Raw genomic sequence first — 16,799 nt, 5'->3', positions numbered from 1 at the left:
AGCGTGTAGCTAGATTGCAACACTTCCTAAATCCTCTTGAATAATAATCTTAATCATGAAATTCCGGATTACACTGTTTTGGGGATATCTGGCGCTCTGCCATGTTGCGGCGGGTCAGTCGATTATCTCCAAAGAAGATTTTGAATTCCTACAGAACCTGACGTCAGCCGTTTTGGACAGTTCCAGGATCATGCCGCGACAAAGCCTGCCGTCTCCCTTTGGCCGTAATAATACCGGCGGTACGCTCATCAGGCCAGGTGGGAGAAGTACCTATCCTGCTTTCTGGATAAGAGACTATGCCATGTCTCTAGAAACCGGAATGGTGACACCACAGGAGCAAAAGCACATGCTGCTATTAACGGCTTCCACACAATGCGATCAGACCTGGATCACCCAAAATGGTAGTATGGTACCCTTCGGTGCCGTTGCAGACCACATCCGGGTAGACGACAGCCGCCCTATCTATTTCCCCGGTACCTACGATTACGAAGCACAGGGAACAAAGGAATATGGCATGATGCCTCCCTACTGTGACCAGTTTTATTTTATTCAAATGGCATATTATTACCTGCAAAGTAACCCGGATATAGGATTGTTCAGGAAAAAAATCAATAACATACCGCTGATCAGCAGGCTGGAAAATGCGTTTCAGGTCCCGCCATCACATGCTGACAATCAGATAGTCTACACCACAGCCGCTTTCCGGGGAGTGGATTTTGGTTTCAGGGATGCAATCGAAATTACCGGGGATCTGTGTTATGCATCCATTCTCAAATATATCGCTGCGGAACAACTGGCGGTGATTTTCAGAAAAATGAATGAGAAGTCCAAGGCAGATTATTACCAAAAAGTGGCCGCCAGTATTAAACAGGCTATTCCCCGGATTTTTTTTAATGCCAACGGGATGCTGCGGGCATCCACCGGTAAGAGCGCACAGCCTGACGTGTGGGCAACCGCCCTAGCTGTTTACGCCGGCGTACTCGAAGGCGACAATCTCACCAGAGCCTGTAAGTATCTTTCTTCAGCCTACAAGGCAGGTACGCTGGCCTACAAGGGAAGTATCCGTCATATTCTCACAAACGAAGATTTTGATTCCACAACGGCATGGGAAAGCGCATTGGTCAAAAAAAACTCCTATCAGAACGGGGCCTACTGGGGTACTCCAACGGGATGGGTTGCCTATGCCATTGGTAAAGCTGACCCTGCCAGTGCCGTGAAGCTGGTACACGAATATATCGGGGAACTACGAGAAAATGATTTCAGGAAAGGTGCTCCTTTTAGTTCTCCTGTCGAGTGTTTTTCACCTTCCGGTAGCCAGGGACCTGTATATCTGACCACCGTAAGTTGTCCATACAGTGTCTTCAAAAAGCACCTGGTATCTTCCAAAAAATAAATATCGGTTTTACAGCTTAAAAAAATAATCGGATGCATAAGTGGTATATCCCGTTTTTCTGCTTCATCTGCCTGTCCTCTTTCGGTCAGGCTCCAGTTAGGTTCAACCCCAAAAAAGGGGACCATATCGTATTGCTGGGCAATACCTTCGCGGACAGAATGCGGCATTACGGTTATTTTGAAACCTTACTGCAGGAAAATTTTCCGGGTTATGAGCTTAGGGTACGAAACATGGGATGGAGTGCTGATGAGGTAGGTCTGCAGCCCCGGCCTCTGAATTTCCCCGGATTTGGTGAGAAAACCACTCGGCAAACCGACGGGAAAAAGGAGGTTACTTTTAAGGGATATACACACGAAGGTGAAAAAATTGTGATGCCGGTGCCGCTGAATTTTCAGGGGCTGAACCAGGATCTGAATGACCAGCAAGCGGATATCATCTTCCTTTGTTTTGGGATGAATGAAGCATTTAAGGGCAGGGAGGGCCTTCCTCAGTTTCAAAAAGACCTCAATACATTTATTGAAAACTTGCTCAATAACCGGTATAACGGACACAGTATCCCGAAACTCGTCCTGGTGTCGCCCGTTGCGCATGAAAGGCTGGGAGGGTATTTCCCTGATCCGGCGGAGCATAATAAAAATCTTGAGATATATACCGAAGCCATGCAAAAAACAGCCCGGGCGAAGGGATTGTTGTTTGTGGATCTCTATACCCCCTCCCGGGAAAGAATGAAAGGAAATACTAGGCCTGCGATCAGCATCAACGGTATACATCTCAGCAATGAGGGTTACCGGCTGGCAGCAGGCTGGATGGGTCGGGCGCTGGGATTCAGGGATTACGGGTCCAGTCTAGAGTCGGAGTACAGCCAGGCGCTCAGGCGGGTTATAAAAATGAAGGATGATCATTTTTTTTATCGCTGGCGGGCTGTTAACGGGGAATATATTTATGGAAGAAGAAGAGAACCATTTGGCGTAATTGCATTTCCGCCCGAACTTAAAAAGCTCAACCTCATGACGGCTTCCCTGGACTCGGTGATCTGGGAAATGGGCAAAAGCAGGAATACCGATGCCTATGAAAAAGCAACTGATATTATTGACAGAAGAGGCAAACCGGTGGATCCGATGCTGCTGACTGATATTCCGATGACGGGCCGCCAGGGAGAAGCGGCCCGGATGGCCGCCGCACATCAGCATCACGAGAAAACCTGGCCGGCAACTACCGAGAAGTTCATACTCCCGAAGGGTTATGAAATCAATCTTTTTGCTTCGGAAAAGGACTTTCCGATCGAAAAACCTGTGGCAATGAACTTTGATGCCAGGGGACGTTTATGGGTCGCAACCATGCCAACCTACCCGCAATATTACCCGGGCATTCCGGTTCATGACAAAATCGTTATTCTGGAAGATACCAATGCGGACGGGAAGGCTGATAAACACACTGTTTTTGCCGATGACCTGTATCTGCCGCTTGGATTTGAATTTGGGAATGGTGGTGTGTATGTTTCGCAGGAACCGGATATTCTGTTCCTGAAAGATACTGACGGAGACGGCAAGGCCGATGTACGGGAAATCATCCTCTCAGGTTTTGGTTCGGAGGACAGCCATCATGCTACGCATGCGTTCACTTACGGGCAGGACGGCGGCCTGTATTTCAATGAAGGTACTTTCCTGAACACGCAGGTAGAAACGCCTTACGGCCCTGTCCGCTCTTACAGCGGTGCAACGTACCGTTTCGAGCCCCGGACCGGAAAATTGCTTCCCTACATTTCCTATCCGTACTACAATCCCTGGGGCAGTATTTTTGACAAATGGGGAATGCATCTGATCGGGGATGCTTCGGATGGGTCCAACTATTTTGCACCGCCCATGACGGGTAAGATCAGTTATCCGGATAAACATCCGAGGATCAATATGTTTACGGAAACAAGGGTGAGGCCCACTGCGGGGATAGAAATTGTTTCCAGCAGACAATTCCCGGATAACGTACAGGGCGATTTTCTGGTTAATAACAATATAGGTTTCAGGGTACCAAGCAGCACAAGATACTCACGGCCGGATCGGGTATTAAAAGCAAGGAAACGGAGGCACTGTTGCAGTCCACTGATCCGAATTTCCGGCCGATTGACATTGAATTCGGACCCGACGGAGCCCTGTATCTGGTAGACTGGTACAACCCGCTGATCTCACACGGAGAAAACCCGCCGCGTGATCCGGCCCGGGATAAGTCGCACGGCCGTATCTGGCGCATTACCTATAAAAATAAACCCCTGCTGCCTGTCACCGACATTTCAAAACAAAGTATACCAGAATTGTTGGGAAATCTTAAGGCCTATGAAGACAGGTTCAGGTATCGTACACGACTGGTATTAAGGGAAAAAGCTCCGGAGGTATTGTTTCCTGAAATTCAGAAATGGCTGGCTGCGCTGGATAAAAATGATGAACAGTATGAGCATCATTTGCTGGAAGCATTGTGGCTCTATCAGGATTTTGATATCGTGGAGGAAAAATTACTGAAACGGCTTCTGAATGCAAAACAATATGAAGCCCGCACCGCGGCGGTGAAGGTTTTACGCTACTGGCACGATCGTATTCCCGGTGCGCTGGCTTTGATGAAAACGGCAGTCAATGATCCCTCGCCACGGGTACGTTTGGAAGCTGTTGTTGCTTTAAGTTTTTTTAATTCGGAAGAAGCCTTTTTGGCCGCCACTGATGTATTCAATTACCCGACAGACTATTATCTGGATTATGCAGCCAGGGAAACTTTCACTTTTTTGAAACCGGTTTGGCTTGCATATTTTCAGAAAAACGGGAATTTTATCGCCAACCGAGGCCATCTTTCCGGTTACTTGCTGAACCTTGCCAGTAAAAAGGAGCTGGCCCGGTTGCCACAAACTACCGAAGTACTGACCTCACTTTTATCCCGAACCGATACCGACCTATCGGACAAAAAGGAGGCAGTTGCTGCATTGGCAAAATCACGGAAAGTGAGTACGGTTAACGTTTTACTGGAAACGGTTGGTTCTGCCAGCGATAAAGCGCAGGCAGAACTGATTTTGATTTTGCAGGAATCTGATCCGGCAGTTTTGCAAGAGCACAAGCAGGAACTGATCCGGCTGATCCGGGAAGATAGCAGCAGGGTTGTGCGGGCGGGTGCTTATGCAGCAATCGTCACAGCCGAAAAGAGCGACCGGTCAGTGTCGGAGATTGCGCAGGAAAATGATGCACATCTGGCTGATTATCTGACAGGTTTATCCTATCTGGCTGATCCTGCGCTGAAAGTTTCATTCTATAACAAGGTAAAAAAGCTGGCCACCGGAACATCCCGCACGGCCGCAGACAAAGAAGGTATACAGTCTCCGCATTTCCCTGCCCGTTCGTCGGCATATACTTTGCTGCTTCGCTTGCCTGTCCATACGGATGAAAAACCGGAGATATTTCGAAACTACCTGGCCTATCTGGCTACTACACCCGAAGGGCTGCAAAGCTCTGCTCTATTTGTTAATGCTATGGCCGATGCGAGGAAATTGATAAAGGAGATTCCGCTGCCGTATCAGGCAGAAGCCATGCAGGCCCTGGAAAGTTTAGGGACAATGGAAATCAAACTGGCGGCTGTGGAAGCGAAGATGGCTTTTGACAAAGACCGGTTTACTGTGAAGGCAGGGAAGAAGGTCTCTCTTATTTTTGAAAACAAAGACCTTATGCCTCATAACGTCCTGGTTGTGGGCCAGGGTAGTGCGGAGAAGGTAGGGGAGGCGGCAGATGCAATGGCCAATTTGAAAAATGGTTTTGAAAAAAACTTTGTTCCTGAAATTCCCGAGGTACTATTTGCTACGCCGCTGGTTAACGCCGGAAAGAGCTACCAGCTTAATTTCACGGCACCCGAAAAACGGGGTGAATATCCGTTTATCTGTTCTTTCCCCGGACACTGGCGCGTAATGAAGGGAATTATGATCGTTGAATGACGGGGCAAGGTAAGAGTTTAAGGTAGGCAGGGAATACCACTTGATTTTATGATCCTGGCAACGTTCAGGCTGCTGAAACAGATTGCGCTTTCCACTATGTCCGTGAAACCGGTACAAGCCTTTTATTTCATAAAAACGGAGCCGGTTGGAGTAACATCCGCATGGGAAAATGACGCCTGGTATTTTGCCTGGTGAAGTGCCAGGTCCTGCATTTTCTGCTGTGCCAGAAGACTTTGGTACAACCCAAGCCGTGACCACCCATTGGCCGGATTCCACATCAGGTCTTCCAGGTATACCTTTTCGGCAAGCGGAGCATTTCCCATTTTCAGGAGATAAGCCCCCAAAAACTGGCGGGCTGGAATGGGCCAGTCGTTTGGCTCGGTATAAACAAGGCCATCTTCAATTTCTATGGCTTTGTAAAGGCGGCTTATGGCTTGGTCAAAACTTCCCTGATCAAAAAGAATTGTAGCATCCAGAATACCTTCTGCTATTTTGGCCGCAGGTAGGGCGGCATTAAAAGGGATCCGTCTTTTGGCCAGGAGAGGGTCGTTTAATTTGTCCTGTAAAGCCAGAAGTTCCTTTTGCGCTGAGGTCAGCCTGCCGGTATTGACCAAGGCCATTCCTTTGGCAAAATGATGAAGCAAGGCTGCATAGGCCCATTTCGGGTCCGGAGATACAGGATCTTTCAGGATTTCTTCCCATTTGCCAAGCCTTACCAATGTAAGTACCGGCATCATGTACAGGTATTGATCGTACCAGCTTTCGGGAGTTGGTGAAACACTTTTTCTGCATCGAATGGCATCCTTCATTCCCGTTTTGTACATGCCGCCGCTCATGGCACAGTAGGTTTGTACGGCAAAATAATGCGGACTATGTTTCACAAGCGCCAGATGCGAAGCCAGTGAATCGTATCGCATCAGGTTGTTGTCGGCGAGGTCATTCACTTCTACGCCTTTGTCAAACAAACCGTTTCTTTCATACTCGTGGCTCGCCATGTGTACCATGTGCGGTACTCCAGGCAGCAGGGTCTTAAGCTTATCCGCATTGGGCAGTGCAACTTCGGGGTGGCGGGAAGCTTCGGTCAGGTGAATGTGGTAGTGCAAAGCGGCCGGGTGCATCGGATTTGCTTCCAGTATCTCTTCACATACCGATACCAGCCCGGGAGTCCATTCTTTGGGTGAACCGTCGTTGTTCCAGAAATCCCAGGCGTGTATGACCATTACAGCATCCACATAAAGCGCTTTGATATCCTGATCGTCCGGATGAAGCGTCACCAGCTTCTGCATTTCGGAAGCATAGGACATATTCAGTGCGATCCTGTCAGCACCGGACAGGTCGGCAGAGTATCTTTTGTTCATCGCCGCGACCAGGTGTTTTTCCTTTTCAGTAGCTGCTTTGGCACTGTTCATTCGCATCAGTACCTCCTGAACTGCGGCTGGCATCACATAATTGTGCGCTGCATTGTAATAAGGGCCCATGGCCAGCGCCTGCCCCCAGTAAGTCAGGGCATGGGCCGGGTCAAAACGGCTTGCTTCTTTGAACGATGCCAGCGCCTCTTTCATGTGATAGCTGTAATACATGGTCAGCCCCTGGTTAAAGTAGAACTGGGCGCTATCTTTCAGCGTGGCAATGTGATAGGAGTAATTACCCCAGCCGGGCAGCGGGCCAATATATTTCCCGTTTTCAGCCGCAGGCAGGTATCCCGTTGGCGAGCCGCCACAAATTGTGATGGCCGCATTCGTATGCGCTGCTGTTGTTTCTTTTTTGGTTTCTGAAAAGAATGCTCCCAATATAAAAAGCGGAAGAAGCAAGGGTAACAGTATGTTTTTCATGGAATTGCAGGGCTGGCGTGGCTAGCTTTGATGAATGTACTATTTCAGGCAATTTAAAGATTTATAAGCAAATGCGGATTTAAAAACCAGGCTTTTCCGGGTAAGGAATTTATTTTATGAAAAATTGGAAAGTTTGCGGATTGCTGAAGGCTATGGAGAGCATTGATGCTGTATATTCGGGTTAATCTAAATAATTGTTAGAGAAGATCATTAATACCGGTTTTCTGTTTGTATTTTTCTGCAAGCCATCACCTGTTTGGCCGGGATTGCTAACCGAATGACTGATCAACGATATGTCGAAATTCTTCTTTGCACTTCTTACTTTTTTCACTACGCTGTCCGCTGTGTCAGCACAGATTATTCCTTCGCCTAAGGAACATTTCGGCTTTGAAATGGGAGAAGATTATCAACTGGCCAATTTCACGCAAACGGAAGCCTACTTTCAGAAACTGGCGGCTGCTTCGGACCGGATAGAACTAACGAGTATCGGGCTCACGGAGGAAGGGCGGAGCCAGTACATGCTGATTGTCTCTTCGCCTGAAAACCTTAAAAACCTGGAGCGCTACAAGGGAATTTCTAAAAAAATGGCCCGTGCTGAAGGTCTCAGCCCGGAGCAGGCCAAAGCGCTGGCGGCAGAAGGGAAAGCCGTGGTGTGGATAGATGGCGGCCTGCATGCAACCGAAACGGTGGGCATTCACCAGCTGATAGAAACGGCGTATCAGTTGGCCCGGCGAGAGGATAAAGAAACGCTGCGGATACTGGACAATGTTATCATTCTGCTCACACACGCTAATCCGGATGGTCAGGAGCTGGTGAGTAACTGGTATATGCGTCATGATATCCCGGAAAAAAGAAGTCTTGAAAATCTGCCGAGGTTGTACCAGAAGTATATCGGTCATGATAATAACCGTGATTTTTATATGATGCATATGAAAGAATCGCAGAATATGGGTCGGCAGCTTTTCATAGAATGGATTCCGCAGATCATGTACAATCATCACCAGCGTGGTCCTGCGGGTTCGGTACTGGCAGGTCCTCCTTACCGCGATCCTTTTAATTACGTGTTTGATCCTTTACTCATCACAGGGATTGACGCCATGGGGGCTGCCATGTACAACCGGTTGAACGTTGAAAATAAACCCGGCTTCACACGGCTGACGGGTTCCAGTTTTTCAACCTGGTACAACGGGGGCCTGCGCACGACCTGCCAGTTTCATAACATGGTTGGGTTGCTTACTGAAATAATTGGTGGCCCCACACCGGAGGATATTCCACTTGTTCCGCAAAGGCTGATTCCCAACGGCACCACGCCCTATCCGGTGTCGCCACAAAAGTGGCATTTCAGACAGTCCATAGCGTATTCCCTGTCACTCAACTTTTCGGTACTGGATTATGCTGCGCGGCATACTGATGAATTACTTTACAATATTTACCACATGGGTAAAAATTCCATCGACAGGGGGAATATGGATTTCTGGACGCCCTATCCTAAAAGAATACAGGCTATTCAGGACTCCATACGAGTGGGCAAGCCGCTCAAAACGGGCAGTTCTCCCGAGGTAAAGGTGAATTATTACGATCTTGTTTTAAAGGATTCCACACTCCGCGACCCCAGGGGATACATTATCCCGGCCAGCCAGCAGGATTTCCCCACCGCAGTGAAATTCGTAAATGCACTTATCAAAGGAGGGGTACTGGTGCATAAGGCCTCCTCCGACTTCACAGTGGCAGGAAAAAGGTATACGGTAGGTTCATACATCGTGAAATGTGCTCAGGCCTTCCGTCCGCATGTTCTGGATATGTTTGAACCACAAGATTATCCGAATGATTTTCAGTACCCGGGCGGTCCCCCGATCCGTCCCTATGATGCTGCAGGCTGGACGCTGGCCTACCAGATGGGGGTGAAATTTGACCGGATACTCAATGATTTTTCCGGACCGTTTGAGCGCATCCCGTATGGAGAAATGCAAACTTTAAAAACTGAGGTCCCTGCGCTAAAATCCGTGGCTGGCTATCAGGTGAATTCAGCTGTTAACAATTCTTATTTACTCATCAACGATTTACTGGCGGAAGGGATGGAAGTGTTCAGAATCACTGACGGGAAGTATCAGGGGCAATTCTATATTCCAGCTTCTTCAAAAACCAACAATATCCTGGCGAAAACTGCTGTTGACAATGGGATTCGTTTGCAGGCTTTAAGAAAAAAGCCTGTTGGGAATCTGAGAAAAATTACGCCTCGCAGCATAGCGCTGTGGGATAGTTACGGCGGTTCCATGTCTTCCGGCTGGGTACGCTGGCTAATGGAACAGTATCATTTTCCAGTGCAACGGCTCTATGCAAAAGATATTGACTCGGGCGAACTGCATAAAAAGTATGATATAATTCTTTTTGTTACACGAGCCATACCGGGAGTCGCCCGGCCCGGAGAGGAGAATGAAGTAAGGCGAGAACCCAAGGATATAGATATCCCCCTTGAGTTTCGTACGCAGCTCGGAAGTATCACTGCTGAAAGGTCGATACCTGAGCTTAAAAATTTCATGGAGCAGGGAGGCGCTGTTTTTACGATCGGAAGCAGTACTGCGCTCGCCTATCACTTGGGGTTGCCCGTCCGCAATGCTTTGAGGGAAATGACCTCTGCCGGGGTTGAAAAATCACTTCCCGCCGAAAAATATTATGTTCCGGGAAGTATCCTACAGGTATCTGTGGATACCACCAGGCAGGCCACATGGGGAATGCCGTCCCGGACCGATGTTTATTTTGATTCAAGCCCGGTATTCACCGTATCTCCTGATGCAATTGCTGGCGGAGCGATCAAGCCGCTGATGTGGTTCGATAATGCCACACCCCTGCGTAGCGGCTGGGCTTGGGGGCAAGCCTATCTGCAAGGAGGGGTAACCGCATTTGAAGCCAAAGTGGGAAATGGAAAACTATTTGCATTTGGCCCGGAGATTACATTCAGAGCTCAGGCATACGGAACATTTCGGTTACTTTTTAACCAATTATATTCTCTGGGGGACTAAGCGTGCAAGGAGCGGAAGACAAAGAGGTTGCTGAGGAGGCAGCGCCAGACAGTAGATATCAGCAGATTGGTATTTATAGTATGAAAAATAGGATCCTGTTATCATGAAACATCGTATACTCCTTCTGCTGTTGCTTATTGTACATCTGGTTACGGCACAAAATCAGGACGAAAACTACCCGGTTGATCCCGCTTCGGCGGAGCAGGCGGGTGTTCCAAAAGGAGAGATACTGAAATTTACATTTGATCAATCGAAAATATTTCCGGGTACCTGGCGAGAATACTGGGTGTATGTACCCGCGCAATACAAGGCCGATAAACCTGCCTGTGTGTATGTGAATCAGGATGGTATTCAGTGGAAAGCGCCCACTGTTTTTGACAACCTGATCCATAGAGGTGAAATGCCGGTGACGATCGGTGTATTTGTGATGCACGGCAAAGTTAGATCACAACATGCGGATGAGGCGTTGGACCGCTTTAACCGGAGTTTTGAGTACGACGGTCTTGGTGATGCCTACGCTCGTTTTATACTTGACGAAATTCTTCCCGACGTGGAGAAACAGAAAACTTCGGACGGTCGGTCCATCAGGCTGTCGCGGAACGGGAATGACCGCGCCATCGGCGGATCTAGCAGCGGCGCGGTTTGTGCCTTTACGGCTGCCTGGGAACGTCCCGATGCTTTTTCACGCGTTTTCAGTGCGATAGGTACCTACGTAGGCCTGCGCGGAGCAGATCGCTATCCTACGCTGATCCGTAAATATGAACCTAAACCACTGAGGATTTTCCTGCAGGATGGCAGTCAGGACCTGAATATTTATGCCGGAGACTGGTGGATGGCGAACCAGACGATGCTCCGGGCGCTGACGTTTGCCGGCTATGAGGTTACCCACCAGTGGGGTGAAGGTGGGCATAACGGTAAACAGGGCACTGCGCTCTTCCCGGAAGCCATGCGTTTTTTGTGGAAAGACTGGCCCCAACCTGTGAAAGCAGGTACCTCGCAAAATCAGTTTCTGGCAAGCCTGCTGGTGAAGGGGCAGGGCTGGGAATTGGTGGGAGAGGGGTATCGGTTTACGGAAGGTTCGTCTGCCGGGCCATCAGGGGAAGTGGTGTTTCAGGACATACCTCAGGGTAAAACCTATCAGGTTAAGGATGGGAAGCCGGAAAGCATCAGTCAGGAATCGGAAAATGCCTGTGCTACTGAATTTGATAAGGATGGTAACCGGTATGAAGTGGTCAAAAAAACACAGTCTGTTGTAAAATTTACTGCGGATGGGAAAAAATCGGATGTTGTAGCCGGTATTGCGGGCAATGATTTGACCATCGCTGCGAACGGAAATATATACGTAACGGCTCCGGACGGGCGGGAAAAACCTTCCACCTTATACCTGATACGCCCCGGAGGGGAAAAAGTGGTGGTGGACAAAGGACTGGTCTTTGCCAATGGTGTGGCGCTGTCGCCCGATCAGACGATACTGTATGTGACGGAGTCAGTTTCTCACTGGGTATGGGCGTATCAGATTATGGCCGATGGTACCCTGGGGTACAAACAGAAATTTGGCTGGCTGCATGTACGTGATACCGAAGAAAATGCCTGGGCTGACGGGTTAACCTGTGACCGCGACGGAAGACTTTACGTGGCCACCCGTTCAGGGGTACAGATACTGGATCAAACAGGCCGTGTAAATGCCATATTACCCACGCCAAATGCAGCCGCATCTAATATCGCTTTTGGAGGAAAAGACTTTGATATAATGTATGTTACGGCTAACGACAAAGTATACCGGCGAAAGCTGAATACCCATGGAGCGAATAACTGGGACAAGCCTAACAAACCAGCGGCTCCTAAATTGTAATATTAACCATACGTTTATTTCATCCAAGGGACGATATGATTCGTCCATCCCACATATTGGGGGTTTCATCATATTTTGTTTCTGGATCTATCCTATCCGTCGCAATTTTATGGCGTTAATAAAAACTCCATAAAAATGAAGACAATTTTCCTTGCAGCTGCAATAAGCCTGGCCTGTTTATTTCATCCTGCATTCGCCCAGTTTCCGGCGGGTGGCGGAGCTTCCCAGCCCAAGGCTTTGCCGGGCACAGCCGGGGACCAGAGCCCCAAGGGTTCTGCTAAAATCCAGGGTGCCGTTGTGGATTCTGCAAGCGCCAAACCAATCGAATTTGCCAGTATAGCACTTTACAATAAGTCTACCGGACAGGCAGTGGATGGTACCGTGGCTGACGAAAAAGGCAGGTTCGTGCTCAATAAGGTTGTAGCCGGAGAGTTCAGGATACTGATTTCATTCATCGGGTATCAGAATAAAACCATCCCTAACATAAGCCTTACCAAAGGGCAGGACCTGGAACTGGGTGAAATTAAACTGGCATCCAACGTGAAAACACTGGATGAAGTGACCGTTACCGGCCAGGCGGCACTGATTGAGGAAAAGGTAGACAGGCTGGTTTATAATGCTGAAAAAGATATAGCCGCAAAAGGCGGGGACGCCACAGATATTTTGCGCAAGGTACCCCTGTTAACGGTGGATCTGGATGGGAATGTGTCACTGAGAGGAAGCCAGAACATCCGCGTACTGATCAACAACAAGCCCAGTACCATCATTGCAAGCAGTGTTTCGGATGCCTTGAAACAGATTCCGGCGGATCAGATCAAAACGGTTGAAGTCATTACCAGTCCATCGGCCAAGTACGACGCCGAAGGTTCCGGAGGGATTATCAATATCATTACCAAAAAGAATAGTTTACAGGGCCTTAGCCTGAACGTGGATACTGGTGTAGGTAACCGAGGTTCGCTGTTATCGCTCAACGGAAGTTACAGGAAAGGAAAAGCCGGCTTCACGCTGGGCGGATTCGGAAGAGGTATTTACAATACAGTTACCAAGTCGACACTAGACCAGACCAGCGTTGTGAATGGCGAGTCAACACTCACCCGACAAACTGGAGATGGCAGCAGCAGAGGGCTTTTCGGACAATACAATCTTGGTTTTGACTATGACCTTGCTAAGAACCAGAGTATTACCGCCGGTGTTCGCTATGGCGTCCGTAATTTCATCACCCAGCAGGATCTGATCACCAAATTGATGAAATCCGGTACGCAGGATGTGACTTCCGGACGTAACGTGGAGTCCAAGAATCTTTCAGGTACGCTGGATGCCAACATCGACTACCTTCACACTTTCAAACCGCAGCAGGAATGGAGTATTTCAACATTGTACAGCAGAAATGATCTGACCAATGATTTCGATGCTGACTTGCTGAACGGAAATGGAAATCTGACCAGCCGCCAAAAGAACATTAATAAGAATCTTAATCAGGAATTTACATTGCAGACTGACTACCAGACACCGATTAAAAAGAATCAGCTGATTGAATTCGGTGCAAAGGGTATTTTCAGGCAGGTGAACAGTGATTATAATTACCTTATTGCCGAGTCGACAGGGGGGTATTTTCCTGAGGCCGGACAGCCATCAGGAGAACTGCTTTACCATCAGAACATCGCAGCAGGGTATAGTTCATACACCTATACTACCAAAAAACGCTACACTTTGAAAGGAGGCTTGCGTTATGAACATACTTTTATCGACGCCAGTAACCGGGAGGGGAAAATAGGTATCGGCAACTATGGCGTGCTGGTACCTAGCGTGAATGCTTCCAAAACGTTCAAGGCAACTACCGTAAAACTGGGATATAACCGAAGGATACAGCGGCCCGGACTGGCACAGCTGAACCCGAACTTCAATACGGCAAACCCGCAGAACATCACCATTGGAAATCCGGAACTCCGTCCGGAACTTACCAACAACTTTGAACTGGGGCTTAGTAAAACCATTAAGAAAACCTTTGTGAATGCTACTTTTTTTGGAAGGATAACCAACAATGCTATATCACAGGTACGGCAGCCATCCGATACCCTGGCAGGGGCAATTGTCACCACCTATGAAAACATAGGAAAACAGCATGCCTATGGTGTGAATTTGTTCGCTAACGTGGCCGCCACTTCCAAGATTAACGTCGGGATTTTTGCCAACGCGTTCTACACCACTTTGACCGGACAAACGGTAGGCGAAAACGGGCTTTCCCAGCAGATAGATAATGACGGTGTCAACGTAAGCGGCGGATTGTTCTCACAGGCTACATTTAAAAACGGATGGGGCGCGCAGGCATTTGCTTTCATGCAGGGTACACAAATACAGCTTCAGGGAAAGCAGGGAGGTTTTGGGTTTTATACTGTGGGTATTAAGAAGGATTTTAAAAACAAAAAAGGAAGCCTGGGCCTTGCTGCAGAGAATTTCCTGAGCCGCAGATATACCATGCGTACGGAGTTGAATTCCCCTCAATTTGACCAGATAAGCAATGTGTATCTGTATAACCGGGGAATCAGGCTGACATTTACCTATAAAATCGGAAAAATGACAATGGATGCCCCTCGCAAAAGAGCTAAGTCTGTCAACAATGACGACGTAAAATCGGAAGGTGGCGGACAGCAGCAACAAGGGCAGGGTGGCGGACAGCCAAAGTAATGGTCTTCATTGCAATTCACTTTAAACAAACATGCGGAATTAACCTTAATTAATTTTTTATGAAAAAGACAAACAAACTTTTAATTGTTGCGCTGGCAGTCCTTTTTTCCGTGGATACCTATGCCCAGACGGTAGATGAAATTGTGGACAAACATGTGGCGGCAATGGGTGGTATGGATAAAATGAACGCCATCAAAACCCTGGTGATGGAACGTTCGATGGCCGTGAACACGATGGAAATTCCTATGGTTACCAAGCTGGTAGTAGGTAAATCCATCCGGAACGAGTCTACTGTAATGGGTAATAAAATGATTCAGGTGGTGGATAATGGTAAGGGCTGGATGATCCGCCCTACCATGATGGGAGGGACAGGAGAACCGGAAGATATGCCGGCCGATCAGCTGAAACAAAATACGGCTTCATTGGATCCTTTCGGATCGCTGGTTAATTATAAGGAAAAAGGAAATAAGGTAGAACTTGTGGGTAAGGAAAAGGTCGATAAAAAGGATGTTTTCCACTTAAAAATTACTACCAAGGACGGCCAGGTAATAGATCAGTACGTTGATGCAAATACTTTCCTCGTCAATAAATTAAAAGCTTCTTTCAATGGTCAGGAAGGCGAGATTAATTTTAGCGACTACAAAGAAGTGGAGGGTGTTAAATTTTCCAATACCATGGATATGACCAACCCTCAGATGGGCGTCCTTACTTTTATTACCAATAAAATTACCGTCAACAGTAATCTGGATGATTCTGTATTTAAACGGCCTTAGTGTTTGAAATTGAGTATGTTATATTCGAAGAGGCTTGCAATGGAAACGAAGTTCCATGTTGCAAGCCTCTTTTTTGAATTTAGAATCAGCATCCAGTAGATTTGGAGTATGAACAACCTACGATAATCTTCCCTTTCTCCCCATTCTTCACTCTCCCTCCTCCACTCAAAGCATTACCACCTGGCCAGTCCGTACAGATTCGTCGCAGGCAAAAGCAATCCGAAGGCTATTGACTGCATCGTCCATGTGGTCGCTGAGGTCAATGTTTTCCCGGATTGATTTAAGGAAATATCTTTGCTCGCGGTTACAAAGTTCCTGGTGATCGGGCTCATCCTGAAGATTGATCCAGCTGTCTTCTTCCACAAACTCGTCTTTATCGTTCAGGGCTGCATGGTGGAAGCGGATGGATTCCGTTTTGGTATGTGCTTCGATGGACGAAGATTTTCCAGCACCGCCTGCCTCCTTGGCTACGATGGAAACGGAGCCATCCGGACCAATTACGTCTTTCACAAAAAAAGCCGTTTCACTGATCATTGGTCCCCATCCTGCTTCATACCAGCCCACCGAGCCATCTTCAAAGCGGATCTGGAGTTGTCCATAATTGTAGTTTCCTGCCGGGATTTCATTCGTAAGCCGCGCACCTATTGCGTAAACCTGCGTAGGTTTGGAGCGGGTCATCTGGCACATTACATCAATGTAATGTACGCCGCAATCTACTATGGGGCTCAGGCTTTTCATCAGGTTACGATGTAACGTCCACATGCTTGTCTGGCTTTGCTGGTTAAGGTTCATTCTCATTACCAGTGGTTTGCCAAGTTCGTGAGAGAGTTCAACGAATTTTTCCCAGGAGGGATGATGACGAAGTATATACCCTACCACCAGCTTTTTACCGGCATCTTTGGCTGCCTGGACCACCCGCTCCGCTCCGGCAACGGAATCAGCCACGGGTTTTTCAATAAATACATGGCAACCGTTTTCAAATGCCTTTACGGCAAATGCTTCGTGGGTATCAGGGTAGGTGGAGATACATACGGCGTCGGGTTTGGTGGCCTCAAGGGCTTCGTAAAAATCGTTGAAGAGCGGATAACCTCCACCTAATTTTTCGTTGAGTACTTCCTTGCTTTTTCCTGTAGAAACGATTCCGCAGATTTCAAAACCGTCGTGGGTATGGTAGGCAGTGGCGTGTGAAGCACCCATATTTCCGCAGCCAACTACCAGCACACGTAATGGGGTTGTTTGGTCAGACATGCTTTTGATTGAGATTTAGGATTGATTTGACGAAATAA

The 16,799-nt window shown here is 48.0% G+C and carries 9 protein-coding genes; 7 read left to right on the top strand and 2 right to left on the bottom strand.

From position 1 onward, the window contains the following. Positions 1 to 55 precede the first annotated feature (55 nt). From KOE27_RS28615 to KOE27_RS28605, 3 genes are read left to right on the top strand one after another with little or no spacing between them, the layout of a single operon-like run. A complete protein-coding gene (locus KOE27_RS28615; protein WP_215242265.1) occupies positions 56 to 1,393 on the top strand; it encodes a hypothetical protein in 1,338 nt (445 codons plus the stop codon). A 32-nt stretch (positions 1,394 to 1,425) separates the two neighbouring features. Continuing rightward, positions 1,426 to 3,552 (top strand): PVC-type heme-binding CxxCH protein, encoded by a 2,127-nt coding sequence (locus KOE27_RS28610; protein WP_215242264.1) that lies wholly within the window; start codon positions 1,426 to 1,428, stop codon positions 3,550 to 3,552. Then, positions 3,480 to 5,351 (top strand): DUF7133 domain-containing protein, encoded by a 1,872-nt coding sequence (locus KOE27_RS28605; RefSeq protein WP_215242263.1) that lies wholly within the window; start codon positions 3,480 to 3,482, stop codon positions 5,349 to 5,351. Before KOE27_RS28610 ends, KOE27_RS28605 begins: the two co-directional genes overlap by 73 nt. Positions 5,352 to 5,473: 122 nt before the next feature. On the opposite strand, the gene KOE27_RS28600 is transcribed toward KOE27_RS28605, so the two are convergent. Beyond that, positions 5,474 to 7,183 carry a hypothetical protein gene (locus tag KOE27_RS28600; RefSeq protein WP_215242262.1) on the bottom strand — a complete coding sequence of 570 codons (1,710 nt, stop codon included), beginning with the start codon at positions 7,181 to 7,183 and terminating at the stop codon, positions 5,474 to 5,476. Positions 7,184 to 7,476: 293 nt separating this feature from the next. On the opposite strand from KOE27_RS28600, the gene KOE27_RS28595 reads away from it, so the two are divergent. The 4 genes from KOE27_RS28595 to KOE27_RS28580 all read left to right on the top strand — a co-directional run bounded on the left by KOE27_RS28595 (position 7,477) and on the right by KOE27_RS28580 (position 15,513). After that, entirely contained in the window at positions 7,477 to 10,203 is a 2,727-nt protein-coding gene (locus KOE27_RS28595) for a M14 family metallopeptidase (RefSeq protein ID WP_215242261.1), read from the top strand. Positions 10,204 to 10,306: 103 nt separating this feature from the next. Then, on the top strand, positions 10,307 to 12,055 hold the full coding sequence (locus tag KOE27_RS28590) for an SMP-30/gluconolactonase/LRE family protein (protein ID WP_215242260.1): 1,749 nt from the start codon (positions 10,307 to 10,309) through the stop codon (positions 12,053 to 12,055). A gap of 135 nt (positions 12,056 to 12,190) precedes the next feature. Continuing rightward, positions 12,191 to 14,740, top strand: coding sequence for a TonB-dependent receptor domain-containing protein (locus KOE27_RS28585; protein WP_215242259.1), 2,550 nt, complete (start codon positions 12,191 to 12,193; stop codon positions 14,738 to 14,740). Positions 14,741 to 14,799: 59 nt separating this feature from the next. Then, positions 14,800 to 15,513 (top strand): outer membrane lipoprotein-sorting protein, encoded by a 714-nt coding sequence (locus KOE27_RS28580; protein ID WP_215242258.1) that lies wholly within the window; start codon positions 14,800 to 14,802, stop codon positions 15,511 to 15,513. A 165-nt stretch (positions 15,514 to 15,678) separates the two neighbouring features. On the opposite strand, the gene KOE27_RS28575 is transcribed toward KOE27_RS28580, so the two are convergent. Next, positions 15,679 to 16,761 (bottom strand): Gfo/Idh/MocA family protein, encoded by a 1,083-nt coding sequence (locus tag KOE27_RS28575; protein ID WP_215242257.1) that lies wholly within the window; start codon positions 16,759 to 16,761, stop codon positions 15,679 to 15,681. Positions 16,762 to 16,799: the final 38 nt, after the last annotated feature.

The organism is Dyadobacter sp. CECT 9275, from assembly GCF_907164905.1.
Taxonomy (GTDB): domain Bacteria; phylum Bacteroidota; class Bacteroidia; order Cytophagales; family Spirosomataceae; genus Dyadobacter; species Dyadobacter helix.
The sequence above is the reverse complement of the archived record's forward strand: the minus strand, read 5'-3'. Positions and strand labels throughout refer to the sequence as shown.